Annotated in this window: 20 protein-coding genes and 1 other annotated feature; of the genes, 12 read left to right on the forward strand and 8 right to left on the reverse strand. The window is 52.9% G+C overall.

From position 1 onward, the window contains the following. The first annotated feature begins 22 nt into the window (after positions 1 to 22). From rpsP to QLG09_RS04785, 6 genes are all read left to right on the forward strand, one after another. Entirely contained in the window at positions 23 to 271 is a 249-nt protein-coding gene (rpsP, locus tag QLG09_RS04760) for a 30S ribosomal protein S16 (RefSeq protein ID WP_014171249.1), read from the forward strand. A 15-nt stretch (positions 272 to 286) separates the two neighbouring features. After that, a complete protein-coding gene (rimM, locus tag QLG09_RS04765) occupies positions 287 to 826 on the forward strand; it encodes a ribosome maturation factor RimM (RefSeq protein WP_032670210.1) in 540 nt (179 codons plus the stop codon). A gap of 31 nt (positions 827 to 857) precedes the next feature. Next, complete coding sequence (gene trmD / locus QLG09_RS04770; RefSeq protein WP_014171247.1) at positions 858 to 1,625, forward strand: tRNA (guanosine(37)-N1)-methyltransferase TrmD; 768 nt, start codon at positions 858 to 860, stop codon at positions 1,623 to 1,625. Positions 1,626 to 1,668: 43 nt separating this feature from the next. Next, on the forward strand, positions 1,669 to 2,016 hold the full coding sequence (gene rplS / locus QLG09_RS04775) for a 50S ribosomal protein L19 (protein WP_002914145.1): 348 nt from the start codon (positions 1,669 to 1,671) through the stop codon (positions 2,014 to 2,016). A gap of 131 nt (positions 2,017 to 2,147) precedes the next feature. Continuing rightward, entirely contained in the window at positions 2,148 to 2,552 is a 405-nt protein-coding gene (locus QLG09_RS04780; RefSeq protein ID WP_014171246.1) for a DUF2946 domain-containing protein, read from the forward strand. Between the two features lie 37 nt (positions 2,553 to 2,589). Beyond that, entirely contained in the window at positions 2,590 to 3,960 is a 1,371-nt protein-coding gene (locus QLG09_RS04785) for a PepSY-associated TM helix domain-containing protein (RefSeq protein WP_049022450.1), read from the forward strand. A 2-nt stretch (positions 3,961 to 3,962) separates the two neighbouring features. Here the strand turns inward: QLG09_RS04785 and QLG09_RS04790 are convergent, their stop codons facing one another. The 4 genes from QLG09_RS04790 to QLG09_RS04805 form a co-directional block, all read right to left on the reverse strand. Then, positions 3,963 to 4,448 (reverse strand): OmpA family protein, encoded by a 486-nt coding sequence (locus QLG09_RS04790; RefSeq protein ID WP_014171244.1) that lies wholly within the window; start codon positions 4,446 to 4,448, stop codon positions 3,963 to 3,965. A gap of 12 nt (positions 4,449 to 4,460) precedes the next feature. Next, the gene (dgcN, locus tag QLG09_RS04795) at positions 4,461 to 5,681 is read right to left on the reverse strand and encodes a diguanylate cyclase DgcN (protein WP_032678714.1); all 1,221 of its coding nucleotides are present in this window, start codon (positions 5,679 to 5,681) and stop codon (positions 4,461 to 4,463) included. Next, a complete protein-coding gene (locus QLG09_RS04800; protein WP_020883918.1) occupies positions 5,674 to 6,162 on the reverse strand; it encodes a YfiR family protein in 489 nt (162 codons plus the stop codon). Before QLG09_RS04800 ends, dgcN begins: the two co-directional genes overlap by 8 nt. A gap of 201 nt (positions 6,163 to 6,363) precedes the next feature. Continuing rightward, positions 6,364 to 6,738, reverse strand: coding sequence for a DUF2799 domain-containing protein (locus QLG09_RS04805; protein WP_032680468.1), 375 nt, complete (start codon positions 6,736 to 6,738; stop codon positions 6,364 to 6,366). A 215-nt stretch (positions 6,739 to 6,953) separates the two neighbouring features. Here QLG09_RS04805 and aroF point away from each other — a divergent pair, with 215 nt between their 5' ends. Genes aroF through QLG09_RS04820 form a run of 3 tightly spaced genes read left to right on the forward strand, consistent with a single transcriptional unit; the run spans position 6,954 to position 10,089 of the window. Next, on the forward strand, positions 6,954 to 8,024 hold the full coding sequence (gene aroF, locus QLG09_RS04810; protein WP_032680469.1) for a 3-deoxy-7-phosphoheptulonate synthase AroF: 1,071 nt from the start codon (positions 6,954 to 6,956) through the stop codon (positions 8,022 to 8,024). Between the two features lie 10 nt (positions 8,025 to 8,034). Then, positions 8,035 to 9,156 (forward strand): bifunctional chorismate mutase/prephenate dehydrogenase, encoded by a 1,122-nt coding sequence (gene tyrA / locus QLG09_RS04815; protein WP_014171239.1) that lies wholly within the window; start codon positions 8,035 to 8,037, stop codon positions 9,154 to 9,156. A gap of 60 nt (positions 9,157 to 9,216) precedes the next feature. Then, positions 9,217 to 10,089 (forward strand): SMP-30/gluconolactonase/LRE family protein, encoded by an 873-nt coding sequence (locus QLG09_RS04820; protein WP_014171237.1) that lies wholly within the window; start codon positions 9,217 to 9,219, stop codon positions 10,087 to 10,089. Here QLG09_RS04820 and pheA read toward each other — a convergent pair. From pheA to bamD, 4 genes are all read right to left on the reverse strand, one after another. Beyond that, the gene (gene pheA, locus QLG09_RS04825; RefSeq protein WP_020883922.1) at positions 10,086 to 11,246 is read right to left on the reverse strand and encodes a bifunctional chorismate mutase/prephenate dehydratase; all 1,161 of its coding nucleotides are present in this window, start codon (positions 11,244 to 11,246) and stop codon (positions 10,086 to 10,088) included. The two genes, QLG09_RS04820 and pheA, sit on opposite strands and share 4 nt — an antisense overlap. Positions 11,247 to 11,275: 29 nt before the next feature. Next, positions 11,276 to 11,401, reverse strand: a sequence feature (Phe leader region). After that, complete coding sequence (gene pheL / locus QLG09_RS04830) at positions 11,353 to 11,400, reverse strand: pheA operon leader peptide PheL (RefSeq protein WP_001386991.1); 48 nt, start codon at positions 11,398 to 11,400, stop codon at positions 11,353 to 11,355. Its footprint overlaps the feature before it by 48 nt. Positions 11,402 to 11,504: 103 nt before the next feature. Further along, complete coding sequence (raiA, locus tag QLG09_RS04835) at positions 11,505 to 11,846, reverse strand: ribosome-associated translation inhibitor RaiA (RefSeq protein WP_003863162.1); 342 nt, start codon at positions 11,844 to 11,846, stop codon at positions 11,505 to 11,507. A 267-nt stretch (positions 11,847 to 12,113) separates the two neighbouring features. Continuing rightward, the gene (bamD, locus tag QLG09_RS04840; protein ID WP_013098339.1) at positions 12,114 to 12,851 is read right to left on the reverse strand and encodes an outer membrane protein assembly factor BamD; all 738 of its coding nucleotides are present in this window, start codon (positions 12,849 to 12,851) and stop codon (positions 12,114 to 12,116) included. A gap of 131 nt (positions 12,852 to 12,982) precedes the next feature. Between bamD and rluD the strand changes: the two genes are divergently transcribed. From rluD to clpB, 3 genes are all read left to right on the forward strand, one after another. Beyond that, positions 12,983 to 13,963, forward strand: coding sequence for a 23S rRNA pseudouridine(1911/1915/1917) synthase RluD (rluD, locus tag QLG09_RS04845; protein WP_014171235.1), 981 nt, complete (start codon positions 12,983 to 12,985; stop codon positions 13,961 to 13,963). Further along, positions 13,960 to 14,691 carry a purine nucleoside phosphorylase YfiH gene (gene yfiH / locus QLG09_RS04850; RefSeq protein WP_014171234.1) on the forward strand — a complete coding sequence of 244 codons (732 nt, stop codon included), beginning with the start codon at positions 13,960 to 13,962 and terminating at the stop codon, positions 14,689 to 14,691. Before rluD ends, yfiH begins: the two co-directional genes overlap by 4 nt. Positions 14,692 to 14,820: 129 nt before the next feature. Further along, entirely contained in the window at positions 14,821 to 17,394 is a 2,574-nt protein-coding gene (clpB, locus tag QLG09_RS04855) for an ATP-dependent chaperone ClpB (protein ID WP_282488755.1), read from the forward strand. Positions 17,395 to 17,650 lie beyond the last annotated feature (256 nt).

A 17,650-nucleotide genomic window follows, 5' to 3' on the forward strand; every position in this document is an offset into this window, starting at 1 on the left:
TTTATTCACACAAGAGGATGTTATGGTAACTATTCGTTTAGCACGTCACGGCGCTAAAAAGCGTCCGTTCTACCAGGTTGTTGTTACTGACAGCCGTAATGCACGCAACGGTCGCTTCATTGAGCGCGTTGGTTTCTTCAACCCGATCGCTTCTGGTTCTGAAGAAGAAACCCGTCTGGATCTGGATCGTATCGCTCACTGGGTTGGCCAGGGCGCTACTGTTTCCGATCGCGTTGCTACGCTGATCAAAGCAGCAAACAAAGCAGCTTAATCTGTCACGGTGGTCATGATGAGCAATAAAGCACCTGTTGAACCGATTGTATTGGGCAAAATGGGTTCTTGCTACGGTATTCGTGGTTGGCTCAGAGTGTTTTCCTCCACTGAAGACGCTGATAGCATTTTTAATTACCAGCCCTGGTTTATCCAGAAAGCCGGTAAGTGGGAAGAGGTCGAGCTGGAAAGCTGGCGTCACCACAATCAGGACATCATCATCAAGCTGAAAGGCATTGACGATCGTGATGCCGCGAATGCACTGACTAATTGTGAAATTATCGTGGATTCGTCGCAGTTGCCGCAGCTGGAAGAGGGCGACTACTACTGGAAAGACCTTATGGGTTGCCAGGTGGTCACCACTGAAGGTTATAGCCTGGGGAAAGTCATCGACATGATGGAAACCGGGTCAAATGACGTTCTCGTCATTAGGGCAAACCTGAAAGATGCATTTGGCATCAAGGAGCGGTTGGTTCCGTTCCTCGATGGACAGGTTATCAAGAAAGTCGATCTCGCTACTCAAACGATTGAAGTAGATTGGGATCCTGGTTTTTAAATTCTCCGGATAAACGGTAAAAGACGGCGCTATGTGGATTGGCATAATTAGCCTGTTTCCTGAAATGTTCCGCGCGATTACCGATTACGGGGTAACTGGCCGGGCAGTAAAGAATGGCCTGCTGAACATCCAGAGCTGGAGTCCTCGTGACTTTACGCATGACCGGCACCGTACCGTGGACGATCGTCCTTACGGCGGCGGACCGGGGATGTTAATGATGGTGCAACCCTTACGGGACGCCATTCACACAGCAAAAGCCGCGGCAGGTGAAGGCGCGAAGGTGATTTATCTGTCACCTCAGGGACGCAAGCTTGATCAAGCGGGCGTCAGCGAACTGGCGACGAATCAAAAATTGATTCTGGTCTGTGGTCGCTACGAAGGGATAGATGAGCGCGTAATTCAAACCGAGATTGACGAAGAATGGTCTATCGGCGATTACGTACTCAGCGGTGGTGAGTTACCAGCGATGACGCTGATTGACTCCGTTGCCCGGTTCATTCCGGGTGTACTGGGCCATGAAGCTTCGGCAACGGAAGATTCCTTTGCTGATGGGTTGCTGGACTGTCCACACTATACTCGTCCTGAAGTGTTAGAAGGGATGGAAGTACCGGCGGTGTTACTGTCAGGAAACCATGCTGAGATACGTCGCTGGCGTTTGAAGCAGTCGCTGGGCCGAACCTGGCTTAGAAGACCTGAACTTCTGGAAAACCTGGCTCTGACTGAAGAGCAAGCAAAGTTGCTGGCCGAGTTCAAAAAAGAACACGCGCAACAGCAGCATGAACATGATGGGAATGCGTAATACGCTCCCGAATATCAGTTTACCCAGGATAAGAGATTAAATTATGAGCAACATTATTAAGCAACTTGAACAAGAGCAGATGAAGCAGGACGTACCTTCCTTCCGTCCAGGTGACACCGTGGAAGTGAAAGTATGGGTTGTTGAAGGTTCCAAAAAACGTCTGCAGGCATTCGAGGGCGTGGTTATCGCTATTCGTAACCGCGGTCTGCACTCTGCATTCACTGTTCGTAAAATTTCCAACGGCGAAGGCGTTGAGCGTGTCTTCCAGACTCACTCTCCGGTAGTTGACAGCATTGCTGTTAAACGTCGTGGTGCTGTACGTAAAGCTAAACTGTACTACCTGCGTGAGCGTACTGGTAAGTCTGCTCGTATTAAAGAGCGTCTGAACTAAGATTCGCTTAAGCGACATCCTGTTAAAAAGGGCTGGCCGAAAGGCTGGCCCTTTTTTATTCCATCGCACCTCTCGCATTAACCCTTTCGTCATAAATCATTTACAATGCTGGCCTCTTAACGGGAGGGAAAGTGGATAACGTACTGCATCGGCATAACTGGAAACGCGCAGCGGCTTTGACCGCGCTGTTTGCGATCCTGCTGATCGTGGTTGCGCCGCTTATCTCCATCTCGCTGCAAAAAGATCCCATGAGCGCCATGCCGGGAATGCATCATGACATGAGCATGATGTCGATGGATGAACACCATGGCGATATGCCGCACTCGATGCCCGTCGACCATGCGGAAGCGTGTGGCTACTGTGTACTGTTAGCGCATGTGCCGGGCATGATGCTGGCGCTGATTGTACTGCTCAGTGTGGTACTGCAAAGGAGTCGCGTTACACCGCCGCAACCGCCGGTCAGCCACTGGCACTTTTTCCCCTGGCTCTTTCCTGATACCCGCGCGCCGCCGCGGCAGTCTGCTTTTTCCCTTTAAAAAAAATCGATAACTTTTTGCCTTAAAAAGGAAAAGTATGACTACCTGCACTCCGCGCGCGGCATGGGGAAACCTGCTGCGTCGACTCCATTTCTATGTCGGGCTGTTTGTTGGCCCGTTTATCTTCTTCGCCGCGCTGACCGGTACGCTGTATGTGGCGACACCGCAGCTGGAAAACGCGCTCTACCGGCACGCGTTGCACACGGATTCAATGGGAGAGGCACGGCCTCTGGCCGAGCAGATTGCCGTGGCGGAAAACGCCGTGGGTTCAGATCTGCGCCTGCATGCCGTTCGTCCGGGGCTGGTTGACGGTGATACTACCCGCGTGATGTTCGCTGACCCTGCGCTTGGCCCGTCGGAGAACCGCGCTATCTTTGTGGATCCCGTGAGCCTTGAGGTGCGGGGCGAGATGACGGTGTACGGCACGAGTGGCATTCTACCGTTGCGCCAGACCATCGATTATCTGCACACCTCGTTAATGCTTGGCGATGTCGGGCGTCTCTATAGCGAGCTGGCCGCCTCCTGGATGTGGGTTGCCGCGCTGGGTGGAATCGCCCTGTGGTTTTACACCCGACCAAAACGTCGGATGAACAACCGTTTCCAGAACCGCCGTCGTGTGCATGTGGCACTGGGCTGGGTGTTGCTGGGGGGAATGTTATTGTTCTCAGCGACAGGCCTGACGTGGTCTCAGTGGGCGGGCGGTAACGTGGATACACTGCGTGCCCGGATGAACTGGCTTACGCCGCAGGTCAATACTACGCTCTCCGGTGTGCCTGCCATCATGGACGAGCACGCTGAGCACCGGGGGCATCATAGCGGGATGATGATGCCCGGGATGGTGATGGATCCGACGCTTTTTGATGACGTCCTGCATGCCGCCCGTACGGCGGGTATAGATGCCAGCAAGCTCGAAATCCGCCCGGCGAAAACGGCTGAACAGGCCTGGACCGTGACGGAAATCGATCGTAGCTGGCCGACTCAGGTCGATGCGGTGGCGGTCGATCCGCACTCCATGCATATTCTGGACAGAACCCGGTTTGAAGATTTCCCGTTAATGGCAAAACTGACCCGCTGGGGCGTGGATTTCCACATGGGGATCTTGTTTGGGCTGGCCAATCAGCTGTTGCTGATCGCGTTCGGTATTGCCCTGTGCGTGCTGATCGTCTGGGGATACCGGATGTGGTGGATGCGTCGTCCGGCGCAATCGGTCGTGAACCCGGTTCAGACGCTCTGTCAGAGCTGGCTGGCGCTATCGGGATGGGGAAGAGCCGTCACGGCGATAGTGAGTGTCCTGCTGGGGCTGGCGATGCCGGTGATGGGTGTGAGTCTGGCCCTGTTTGTGCTGGTCGACTGGCTGCGCTGGCGAGCGGCAACAGGCGTGTCGCTCGCAGAATCATCGGTTAAATAACCTTATGGCGTGCTGATCACCACCGCAACCCGGCGGTTTTCAGCGCGCCCTTTTGCAGTACTGTTGCTCGCAACAGGGTATTTTTTGCCTAACCCCTGCGTGGTGAGGTTGCTGCGCGGGATATTGGCTCCCTTCGCCCAGGCGTCGGCTACCGCATTTGCACGTTTCAATGACAGCGCTTCGTTGTAGCGCTCTTCGCCGTAGTTGTCCGTGTGACCGTCCATACGCGCGTGGTTCAGGCCGGTTGCCGCGAGGCGAGAGGCCATGGTCTTGATCTGCGTTTCACTTTCCGCACGCAGCCTGGCGTCATTTTTATCAAACAGGATGGTATCTGACAGGCCAAGAGACCAGTCGCCGTTCAGTTCGTTAAAACCGTAAGACTTCATCGCCGCAATCTGCTCAGGAGTGAACTTGCCTTGCGGCGGTGACTGGCAACCTGCCAGCACGACTGAGGCTAATAACAACGGCGCGAAGTATCGCTTTAACATATCGTTTCCCTTCTAATTTATCGTTTTTGTACGCTGGTTTTTAACCAGGTACATATTGCGGTCGGCTTTCTCCAGTAATGCTTCCACAGAACCATTTTCCCACGCCAGAGCAAAGCCAATACTGAGTGACATTGATGCTTTTTGCCCGTTATGCAATTCGAACGGGCGGATAAACTGCTGCGATAAGGCAGCACAAAGATATTGAACCTCAGGCTCTGAATGGACGCCGTACAGCACCATGGCAAACTCGTCGCCGCCAAGGCGGTATGACTGATGGCGCTTATCACCGAACTCGACCATTCTTCTGGCGACTTCAATCAGCACACAGTCTCCTGCCGCGTGTCCCCAGGTGTCATTAATAAACTTAAAATTATCACCGTCGAGGAAGAGCAGGGCCGAGTTTGTTTTTGCTGCGGGGTCATTCATTAATGCCGCGATGCTGTTACGAAATGCCGCACGGTTGGCAAGACCCGTCAGCGGGTCGTGCATGGCGGTGCGTAATAGCTGGGCGTTTTTCGCCTGCAGTTTAAGCTGCCACTCCTCCATTTCATCCAGAAGGCTGTTGAAGTCCTCGCCAAACTGGTGAAACTCTTCAATCCGCCCGTCTTTCACCCGTCGGGAGAAGTTACGGTTAGTGCGTACGTCATGAACGACGTCAGTAATGTTTTGCAGCGCTGTAACCATGCCGTGATGCAAGGATTGCGTAATGGTCAGTGCGACCACCGTCGCAAACAAAATACAGCCGGTGAGAACGGCAAACGACATCCAGATGAAGTGGCTTATCAGGCTGTCACGCGCGGTAAGGCGTATTTCGCCAATCGTTGAGCCGTTATGGAATACAGGCTGGGAAATCGGCTCGGGGAAAAGCCAGCGGCTGACCAGTGCGCCCAGAGTGTCGTTGTTATCCGCCGGGTTCCACGACCAGTACGCAAAGCGTTTTTTGTGCACGTTGAGGACTTCAGCCACGGCAAACTGGCCCTGTTTGCCAAGGGCAGCAAGCGTTTCATTGGCTGCCACTGAATCGTTGAACACCAGGGAGGCTTCAAGGCTGTGGCTCATGGTGGCGCCGGTTAATTCGAGATTCTTTTGTGCGTATTGCTTTAATGTCACGACGGAGGCAAAACAGAGGAGCAGCCATATTAATGTCATCGTGATGATGACGCTTATCATGCTGATTCGTCTGAGTGTTCTTTTAAACGTCGGACGTGGCGCTGAAGTGAAATCTTTATCCATGCTGCTTATTCCGTGCGAGCATTAATACATCCGGATTGACTCTCACGCCACTGCGAGTCAGCGCATCCAGATTGACGGAAAACCGGACATGGTTGCGATCAATTATCAGGCAAAAGGCGCTGCCAATAATACATTCCGGATTTTGCTCTGAGATTAATAGCAATGCTCTGCCCTGATACTGACTTATTAATTCACGTTGTTTTACGGGGGATTCCGCCCCGAAATAAATAGCATCACACGTCGCGGACAGGGCTTCCTGATCGTTACGCACAATAACGGGGGTATAAGGTAATTCGCTTTGCCCGTCCTTGCTGGTGAGTGCATGCGTGTAGTGAGAAGAAGCATAAACACAGAGTTTTGGCTGGCCGGAAAGTGACGGCCATCGGGTGTAGCTCACAATACCTGAAACGATCGAACGTACCGATTTATCGGTTTCGGTGAACGTGCCTGCCGCCGCTGCGCCCACCATAAGGAACAGCATTAGCACCAGAGTGAGTCGGAAAAAAGAGATCAAGGATAAATTTCTCACCAGAATCCGCCACTTCGCTCCGGAAATAGATGTCCTTAAGAGTTGTAGGCAGAATACCATTGTTTACCAAAGCCGTCATTATGTCAGAATTTTCCCTGCCTCGACCTAAGCTAAATCCTACACTTTGTTATATTCCGGTGAATAAAAAGAGGCTTAATTAAGTCTGCTGGAGCGCATGCTTTCATCCATGCCTTTTTGCCATGACTCGTGCAGTTTTGCTGCATTTTCAGCAGTATCGCAGCTGGCAGGAAAAGATTTTCCCGCTAATCCCCAGGCGTGGAGAAAACCTTCTTCACACACTTTCTTCTGTCCGTCTGCATATCCCCGGAGATATTCACTACGATCAACTTGTGGATCATTAAAATTATCGGCCAGCGTCTGGTTATCTTTAACCGGCAGACCATTCATGGCGTCTTCTTTACCCGCATCAAACCAGCTGGGGCTGGTCCAGTCCGGGTGGAAGGTATAAGGATTGATTTGGCAACCCGATAAAATGAGCGACAACAGCACCAGAGCAATTGAACGCATAGCCATTCTCCTTTTTTCTTCAGCATAGCCTGGTAACGGAAAGTAAGGTGTGTAATTTAAAGTTTACGTCTATGGCGGCTGATTTTTGCAATAAATTGGCATTCGTAAAGAAAAGTGTACGTATTTTGGATTGAAATCTTTACTTGTTATGGTATCGTTGTTTCACCTCTTCGAGGAAAACAATTATCGCAAACGAGCTTTACAGGATCGCAATCATGCAAAAAGACGCGCTGAACAACGTACATATCACTGACGAACAGATTTTGATTACTCCGGATCAACTGAAAGCGGAATTCCCGCTGAGCGTCGCGCAGGAGGCTCAAATTGAGCACTCGCGTCAGACCATTTCAGACATTATCGCTGGCCGCGATCCGCGCCTGCTGGTGGTATGTGGTCCTTGTTCTATTCACGATCCTGAAGCCGCCATTGAGTACGCTCGTCGATTTAAAACATTAGCGGAGGAGGTCAGCGATAGCCTCTATCTGGTAATGCGCGTCTATTTTGAGAAGCCACGTACCACCGTTGGCTGGAAAGGGTTGATTAACGATCCGCACATGGATGGCTCGTTTGATGTGGAAGCAGGGCTGAAAATTGCGCGTCGTCTGCTGGTGGAGCTGGTCAGCATGGGACTACCGCTGGCCACTGAAGCGCTGGATCCGAACAGCCCGCAGTACCTGGGCGACCTGTTTAGCTGGTCTGCCATTGGGGCACGCACCACAGAATCACAAACCCACCGCGAGATGGCGTCTGGTCTGTCGATGCCGGTTGGTTTTAAAAACGGTACTGATGGCAGCCTGGCCACTGCAATTAACGCCATGCGTGCCGCGGCAATGCCGCACCGTTTTGTTGGCATTAACCAGGCGGGGCAGGTTTGCCTCCTGCAAACGCAGGGTAACCCGGATGGTCACGTGATCCTGCGCGGTGGTAAAGCACCGAACTACAGCCCGGCAGATGTGGCACAGTGTGAAAAAGAGATGGAGCAGGCGGGACTGCGCCCGGCACTGATGGTAGATTGCAGTCATGGTAATTCGAATAAAGATTACCGTCGTCAGCCTGCGGTTGCGGAATCAGTGGTGGCACAGATAAAAGACGGCAACCGTTCTATTATCGGTCTGATGATTGAGAGCAATATTCATGAAGGCAATCAGTCATCTGAACAACCGCGCAGCGCAATGAAGCACGGCGTATCCGTCACGGATGCCTGCATCAGCTGGGAAACCACCGACGCGCTGCTGCGTGAGATCCATAAAGATGTAAGCGGCCAGCTGGCGACGCGTCTGGCTTAAGAGGGTAGTTATGGTTGCTGAATTGACCGCGTTACGCGATCAAATTGATGAAGTGGATAAGGCGTTGCTGGACCTGCTGGCGCGCCGTATGGCTCTGGTTGCCGAAGTGGGTGAGGTAAAAAGCAAATACGGCCTGCCGATTTACGTCCCGGAGCGTGAGGCATCCATGCTGGCCTCGCGGCGCAAAGAGGCCCAGGCGCTGGGCGTCTCGCCGGATCTGATTGAAGATGTCTTGCGTCGCGTAATGCGGGAATCCTATTCCAGCGAAAACGATAAGGGCTTCAAAACCCTCTGTCCGTCCCTGCGCCCGGTGGTTATTGTGGGTGGTGCGGGCCAGATGGGGCGTCTGTTTGAAAAAATGCTGACGCTTTCTGGTTATCAGGTTCGCATTCTGGAAAAAGAGGACTGGGAACACGCGCCAGCGCTGATGGCCGATGCGGGGATGGTTATCGTCAGCGTGCCTATCCACGTGACGGAGCAGATCATCGGCAAGCTTCCACCGTTGCCGAAAGATTGCATCCTGGTTGACCTTGCATCGGTCAAAAATGGCCCCCTGCAGGCGATGCTGGCGGCGCATACTGGCCCGGTGCTTGGCCTGCACCCGATGTTTGGTCCGGACAGTGGCAGCCTGGCGAAGCAGGTTGTGGTGTACTGCGATGGTCGTCAGCCGGAGGCCTATCAGTGGTTCCTGGAACAGATCCAGGTATGGGGTGCCAGGTTGCACCGGATCAGCGCGGTAGAGCACGATCAGAACATGGCGTTCATTCAGGCGCTGCGCCACTTTGCGACCTTTGCCTACGGTTTGCATCTGGCGGAAGAGAATGTGCAGCTTGAACAGCTGCTGGCGCTCTCTTCACCGATCTATCGCCTGGAGCTGGCGATGGTTGGGCGTTTGTTCGCTCAGGATCCACAGCTTTACGCCGACATTATTATGTCCTCTGAGAACAACCTGGCGCTTATCAAACGTTATTACCAGCGGTTTGGTGAAGCGATCACCTTGCTGGAGCATGGCGATAAGCAGGCGTTTATCGACAGCTTCCGTAAAGTCGAGCACTGGTTTGGCGATTATGCGCAACGTTTTCAGAGTGAGAGCCGCACGCTTTTGCGTCAGGCAAATGACAGTCGCCAGTAATGCGATGATGTATATACTAAAAGCCAGCAATGCTGGCTTTTTTCATTTTGGGGAACTGTTATGGCCGAACCGCAGCCGCTGTTGAATTACACCGGGCATCTGCCCGAATGTCCGACATGGAGTGCCGAAGAGCATGCGCTCTACTGGGCAGATATTCTGGAGGGGGAGATCCACCGTTATCATCTGCCTACCGCGGAACACACGGTACTCTCTTTCCATGAAGAAGTAGGCTGTTTCGCTCTGCGTGAGCGTGGCGGCTTTATCGTCGCGATGCGCAATGGCATCTGGCTTGCTGACAAGCACGGCCTGCTTCAGCGCAAGGTGTGTGATAACCCCTCTAACCCGCAACTGGCGCGTTTTAATGATGGCGGTACCGATCATCATGGACGGTTCTATGCGGGAACCTTCTGGGGGCCGGGGGATTACAACGGCGCCATGCTGATGCGTATCGATAATGACCTGACGCCGAAAGTGATCCAGTGTGATATTCACGGGCACAACGGTCTGGCATTCAGCCCGGACAAACAGTGGATGTTCACCTCTGACACGCCAAATGGCGTTATCTACCGCACGCCGCTTGATGAGCAAGGTGAGCCGGGGAAACGCGAGATATTCCGCCGCTTTAAAGAGGGGGAGGGCATACCCGACGGTGCTGCGATGGATGAAGAAGGCTGCTACTGGAGCGCAATGTTTGATGGCTGGCGTATCGCGCGCTTTTCACCGCAGGGGGAACAACTGGAAGAGCATCGCATGCCGGTTCGTTGTCCGACGATGGTCTGCTTTGGCGGCGAGGATATGAAAACCCTGTTTATCACGACCACGCGGGAAAATATGGATGCGGATGAAGTGGCACAGTATCCGCTCTCCGGCGCCATCTTCACCCTGCCCGTCAGCGTGGCAGGGATGAAGAAAAGCCGCTTTATCGAACGTTAAGCCGGGTCAACCGGCACGACGTTTTCGCTCGGATAGCAGCCCAGCACTTTCATTGAGCGGGTGATTTCTCCCAGTTCACGCAGGGCTTTCTGCATGGATGCAGATTCCAGGTTGGCCTGGATATCCAGATAAAACATCTCTTCCCACGGATTACCATGAATCGGGCGAGATTCCAGCTTCGTCATGATCAGGTTGTGGTTACGCAGTACCAGCAGGGCCTCAACCAGCGCACCCGCCTGCTGCCCGGTCGCCATCAGCAGCGTCGTTTTAGCCGGAACCTGCTCAGAGACATTGATGGCTTTACGGGCCAGTACCACGAAGCGGGTGATATTTTGCGTCTGGTTCGCCAGGTTGCGTTCCAGTACCTGCAGGCCATACAGCGCTCCGCCCGCCTCGCTGCCAAGTGCGGCCACCGTCGGGGAATTTGCCTGCATCACTTTTTCCATCGCCGCAGAAGTGCTTTCGGTGTACTCAATTTTCCAGTTCGGATAACGGTTGAGGAACTGACTGCACTGCTGGAACGGTTGTGGGTGACTGTACACCGTCTCGATTTGGCTCAGGTCGGTTGAGCCAGAGACCAGTACGCAGTGATCGATAGGGATGGTCATCTCGCCAACCAGCGACAGCGTAGTGTGCTGCAGAAGATCGTACACGTCGTTAATGGCACCAGAGCTGGTGTTTTCAATCGGTACGACGGCGTAATCCGCCTGTCCGGTTTCGACCTGATTGAAAATATCAGCAAATTTTGCGCAGCCGCTTTCAATAAACTCTTCGAAATGACGCGCTGCGTACTGGCGCGCGGCAAGGTGAGAGTAAGAGCCTTTAGGGCCGAGGAAGGCGACACGTGCAGAGTGCGGGTTCGTTTTATTCAGATGCTGCTGGAGTAGCGCTTGCTGGGTCAGAACGGAGTCTTCGATGATGAGCTGGAACAAACGGGTGATGTAATGGGCGTCGAGGTGGTGCGCTTTACCAAGCTGAATCAGGCGTTCCAGCAGGTCGCGTTCACGGTCGATATCACGCACCGGCCGATGGGAGTCCAGCTTGGCTTTTCCCACTTCGATGGCGAGTGTGCGACGTTCTGCCAGCAGGGCCAGTAATTTTTCGTCCAGTGCGCTGATTTTCACTCGCAGGTCCAGTAACGGGTTTTCCGGTGTCATAGTGTTGCCTGTCTCGTTTATCGTTATTAATAAAAAAGGCCTCCCGGTGTGGGAGGCCTTGTTGTTCGTCTTCGCATTCTTTATCACACGACGAAACGCCTCCCAATCAGGGGAAGGTAAAAAAGAATGCGAAGAAAAACGGTGTGTGTTTCATGAAATCATCCTGTCGTTGATACCGTTAAAGTACCCGTACTGTTTTCACGCTGTCAATAAAAAACGCGCCCGAAGGCGCGTTGGCGGTAAACTCAATTTAAAGGATTACTCTTCTTCAACTTCTTCCGCGAAGCTGGCGTCTTTCACCGACGTTGCGGCGCGACGGGCTTCACCTTTGTGTTGCACTTTATTGAGCTGCCGTTCCAGCTTGTTGATCAAATCGTTAATAGCGGTGTACATATCCTCATGTTTTGCGCTGGCGACCAGATGGCCGTTTGGAGTATTGATAGTTGCGTCAGCGATGAAACCTTGCGGCTCCTTGGACAGGATGATATGTGGGTTAATCAAATGTGTTTGCCATTTATCCAGTTTGGCGAGACGGTCTGCGACGTGTTGGCGGATTGCCGGAGTAATTTCCATTTGTTTACTGGTAATGTTCATTGTCATAAATTTTACCTCTTGTCTTTCCGTCTTGGTGATTCCAGCATACCTGTCCTAATGTCAAAATATGTGATTTAGATCACGTTATTTTGTCGGTTTTTGTCAGGGAATGTTTTTTGTGAGGCAGGGCAGGAAGAGGTGATATTTACCTTGTGGAAGGCCCGATTTGCGGTCATAGTTGATAGGATGTGTTGAGGCTAAACCGCTTCAGCTGATCTCTGAACGCATAAAAAAACGGCAGCCCGAAGGCTGCCGTTTTGCATTGAGGCAATATCAGGTGTTGCTGCTGTTCGCGGCGATGATTTTCGCCACTTTGTCAGCCTGTGCGGTCATCTGCATCTGACGGTAAGCATTTTCCATCAGCTTCAGGCCATCACGCGTTGCCTGTGTATCCGGGTAATCACGCAGCATACCTTCTACACGATTAACCACGGCAACCCATGCGCCACGGCGGGTATAGTATTCCGCAACGGAGTATTCGTATTTCGCCAGACGATCTTTCAGGAACACCAGACGTTTGGTCGCGTCAGTGACGTACTGGCTGTTCGGGTAGCCGCGCACCAGTTTGGAGAAGTCGTTGAAAGCATCACGCGCATGCTGCGGGTCACGGTCAGAACGATCCACACCGAAGAAACCTTGCAGGGCACTGTCGTCCAGCGCCATGTTGGTAAGACCGCGCATGTACATGACGTAATCGATGTTAGGATGAGTCGGGTTCAGACGCATGAAACGATCGATGGTTGCCTGAGCCAGCGGCAGATCGGCATTTTTATAGTAGGCATAGATGAGATCTAACTGTACCTGCTGCGAATACGGACCAAATGGATAGCGATTATCCAACGCTTCCAGTTGCGTTATCGCCTGTTTCCAGTTACCGTCCTGCAACTTTTGTTGTGCAGTCGCATAGATTTCATTCGGCGGATTGTCAGGGACCTGTTCATTTGAACCGGAGCAGCCCACCAAAGCCAGGCTCAACGTGGCCGCTGCCACCAGATATTTCATGCGCGTCATGACGTTTTGACTTTCCTCAAATGTTTGTCCGGGAGAAACTCTGTTCCTGCTCCCGATTAAGACCAGCTACAATAGCACACTATATTAAACGGCAAAGCCGTAAAACCCAACGTTAAACGAAGAAGCAGTTTATGGCACAACGAGTAGAACTCACCGCAACAGTCTCCGAAAATCAGCTCGGTCAACGCTTAGATCAGGCTTTGGCCGAATTGTTCCCTGATTATTCGCGTTCACGCATAAAAGAATGGATCCTTGACCAGCGCGTGCTGGTAAACGGCAAGATCTGGGACAAACCAAAAGAGAAAGTGTTAGGTGGGGAAGCCGTCGCCATCAATGCTGAAATCGAAGAGGACATCCGCTTCGAGCCGCAGGACATCCCGCTGAACATCGTCTATGAAGATGATGACATCCTGGTGATCAACAAGCCACGTGACCTGGTTGTTCATCCGGGCGCGGGGAACCCTGATGGCACAGTGCTTAACGCACTTCTCCATTATTACCCGCCTATCGTGGATGTTCCACGCGCCGGCATCGTTCACCGTCTGGATAAAGACACCACGGGTCTGATGGTGGTGGCAAAGACCGTTCCAGCTCAGACACGTCTGGTGGAATCTCTGCAGCTGCGTGAAATCACCCGCGAATATGAAGCGGTGGCCATTGGTCATATGACCGCTGGCGGTACGGTGGAAGAACCTATCAGCCGTCACCCAACCAAACGTACCCATATGTCGGTGCACCCGATGGGTAAGCCTGCGGTAACGCACTACCGCATTATGGAACACTTCCGCATTCATACGCGTCTGCGTCTGCGTCTGGAAACCGGTCGTACTCACCAGATCCGTGTTCATATGGCGCACATTACCCATCCGCTGGTGGGCGATCAGGTCTACGGTGGTCGTCCGCGTCCGCCAAAAGGTGCATCGGATGAGTTCATTAGCGTACTGCGTAAGTTTGATCGCCAGGCGCTGCACGCAACGATGCTGCGTCTTTACCATCCTATCACCGGTATTCAGATGGAATGGCACGCGCCGATCCCACAGGATATGGTCGACCTTATTGACGCCATGCGTGTTGATTTTGAAGAACACAAAGATCAAGTGGACTGGTTATGACCAAACTGATTGTCCCGGAGTGGCCACTGCCTGAGGGCGTGGCTGCCTGCAGTTCAACCCGTATCGGCGGTGTGAGCCAGGGCGCGTGGGAATCTTTGAATCTCGGCGCACACTGTGGTGACAACCTGGAGCACGTTGAAGAAAACCGCAAACGCCTGTTTGCTGCCGGGAATTTACCGTCGAAACCGGTCTGGCTGGAACAGGTTCACGGTAAAACGGTACTGCCGTTAACGGGCGAACCCTATGCGTCTAAACGGGCCGATGCGTCTTACAGTGATACCCCGGGAACGGTATGTGCGGTAATGACTGCCGATTGCCTGCCGGTTCTGTTCTGTAACCGTGCCGGTACCGAGGTGGCAGCAGCGCATGCAGGCTGGCGTGGTCTGTGTGAAGGTGTGCTCGAAGAGACCGTCGCCTGCTTTAAAGATGACCCTGCGAATATCATGGCCTGGCTCGGCCCGGCCATTGGTCCTCGTGCGTTTGAAGTGGGGCCAGAGGTCCGCGAAGGCTTTATGGAGAAAGAGCTGCAAGCCGCGGATGCTTTCCTTCCTGCCGGTGAAAAATATCTGGCCGATATTTACCTGTTGGCCCGCCAGCGCCTGAATAATGTCGGCGTGACGCAGATCTTCGGCGGCGATCGCTGTACCTTCACCGAAAAGGGTGATTTTTTCTCTTATCGCCGCGACAAGACGACAGGTCGTATGGCAAGTTTTATTTGGCTGATATAACCTAAAGAATCAAGACGATCCGGAACGTGCCGTTTTCTTTTCACATAATTCAGGTCATTAACCTTGAATAATTGAGGGATGACCTCATTTAATCTCCAGTAGCAAATTTGACCTGTTATGGGAGGAGTTATGCGTCTGGATCGTCTTACTAATAAATTCCAGCTTGCTCTCGCCGATGCCCAGTCCCTTGCACTGGGGCACGACAACCAATTCATCGAACCTCTTCATTTAATGAGCGCCTTGTTGAATCAGGAAGGGGGATCGGTACGTCCGTTATTAACGTCTGCCGGCATTAATGCTGGCCAGTTACGCACCGCCATCGATCGGGCCCTGAGCCGTTTACCCCAGGTAGAAGGTACCGGTGGCGACGTTCAGCCGTCTCAGGATCTGGTGCGTGTGCTGAATCTTTGCGACAAGCTGGCGCAAAAACGTGGGGACAACTTTATTTCGTCAGAACTTTTCGTTCTGGCGGCGCTTGAATCACGCGGTACCTTGACCGACCTGCTGAAATCTGCCGGTGCAACCACCGCCAATGTGACTCAGGCGATTGAGAAAATGCGCGGAGGTGAAAGCGTGAACGATCAGGCAGCCGAAGACCAACGTCAGGCTTTGAAAAAATTTACGGTCGACCTGACCGAGCGTGCCGAGCAGGGCAAGCTTGACCCGGTGATCGGCCGTGATGAAGAGATTCGCCGTACTATCCAGGTACTGCAGCGTCGTACCAAAAACAACCCGGTGCTGATTGGTGAGCCGGGGGTCGGTAAAACCGCCATCGTCGAAGGTCTGGCGCAGCGCATTGTGAACGGTGAAGTGCCGGAAGGGCTGAAAGGTCGTCGCGTACTGGCGCTCGACATGGGGGCGCTGGTGGCCGGGGCGAAATACCGCGGTGAGTTTGAAGAGCGTCTGAAAGGCGTGCTTAACGACCTGGCGAAACAGGAAGGCAACGTCATTCTGTTTATTGACGAACTGCACACCATGGTCGGCGCAGGTAAAGCGGACGGCGCGATGGATGCCGGTAATATGCTGAAACCAGCCCTGGCACGTGGGGAACTTCACTGCGTAGGGGCTACCACGCTGGATGAGTACCGTCAGTACATCGAAAAAGATGCTGCGCTGGAGCGTCGTTTCCAGAAAGTGTTTGTTGCTGAGCCAAGCGTTGAAGATACCATCGCGATTTTGCGTGGGCTGAAAGAACGTTATGAACTGCACCACCATGTGCAGATTACTGACCCGGCGATTGTTGCAGCAGCCACGCTTTCGCATCGTTATATCGCTGACCGTCAGTTGCCCGATAAAGCAATCGACCTTATTGATGAAGCGGCCTCAAGCATTCGTATGCAGATTGACTCGAAACCGGAAGAGCTGGACAGGCTCGACCGTCGCATCATCCAGCTCAAACTGGAACAGCAGGCACTGAAGAAAGAGTCTGATGAAGCCAGTAAGAAACGGCTGGATATGCTCAACGAAGAACTGGACGATAAAGAGCGTCAGTACTCTGAGCTGGAAGAAGAGTGGAAAGCGGAGAAAGCATCACTCTCGGGTACTCAGACAATTAAAGCGGAACTGGAACAGGCGAAAATTGCCATTGAGCAAGCGCGTCGTGTGGGTGACCTGGCGCGAATGTCTGAACTGCAGTACGGCAAAATTCCTGAGCTTGAGAAACAGCTTGAGATCGCCACGCAGTCGGAAGGCAAAACGATGCGTCTGTTACGAAACAAAGTAACGGATGAGGAGATCGCTGAAGTGCTGGCTCGCTGGACCGGTATTCCGGTTGCGCGCATGATGGAAAGCGAACGCGACAAACTGCTGCGCATGGAGCAGGATCTGCATCAGCGCGTGATTGGTCAGAACGAGGCGGTTGAAGCGGTCTCTAATGCCATTCGCCGTAGCCGTGCAGGGTTGTCTGACCCTAATCGTCCAATCGGTTCGTTCCTGTTCCTGGGGCCTACGGGGGTCGGTAAAACCGAACTCTGTAAGGCGCTGGCTAACTTCATGTTTGATAGCGATGATGCGATGGTGCGTATCGATATGTCCGAGTTTATGGAGAAACACTCCGTTTCGCGACTGGTTGGTGCGCCTCCAGGATATGTGGGTTATGAAGAAGGTGGCTACCTGACAGAAGCGGTGCGCCGTCGTCCTTATTCCGTCATCCTGCTGGATGAAGTGGAAAAAGCGCATCCGGATGTGTTCAACATTCTGCTGCAGGTTCTTGACGATGGACGGCTGACTGACGGACAGGGGAGAACGGTCGACTTCCGTAACACGGTAGTGATCATGACCTCGAACCTGGGTTCCGATTTGATTCAGGAACGTTTCGGTGAACTGGACTACGGCCATATGAAGGATCTGGTGATGGGCGTGGTAAGCCATAGCTTCCGTCCAGAGTTCATTAACCGTATTGATGAAGTGGTAGTGTTCCATCCTCTGGGTGAGAAACATATTGCGTCGATTGCGCAGATTCAGCTGCAGCGTCTGTATAAACGTCTGGAAGAGCGTGGATATGAAATTCACATCTCCGATGATGCGCTGAAGCTCTTGAGCGCAAATGGGTACGATCCGGTTTATGGGGCGCGTCCGCTGAAACGCGCAATCCAGCAACAGATCGAAAACCCACTGGCGCAGCAGATACTCTCCGGGGAGCTGATTCCGGGCAAAGTTATCCGTCTGGAAGCCAACGACGACAAAATTGTGGCAGTGCAGTAAGTCACAAAACGCAAAAACGGGCCGCTTGCGGCTCGTTTTTGTTTAAAAACCAGGCCAGAATTGAGGTCTGGGATGCAAATTGCCTGGAAAGTGAGCGGTCAGTAAATAATTTTCACTTTATCCTTGCAGCTTCAGAATTACCCCCTATAATGCGCCTCCACTGACACGGAACAACGGCACACACGCCGCCGGGTCAGCAGGGATAAGCGAAAATAAATGCTTGACTCTGAAGCGGGAAAGCGTAATATGCACACCC

This window comes from Enterobacter sp. V89_11 (assembly GCF_029967775.1).
Taxonomy (GTDB): domain Bacteria; phylum Pseudomonadota; class Gammaproteobacteria; order Enterobacterales; family Enterobacteriaceae; genus Enterobacter; species Enterobacter ludwigii.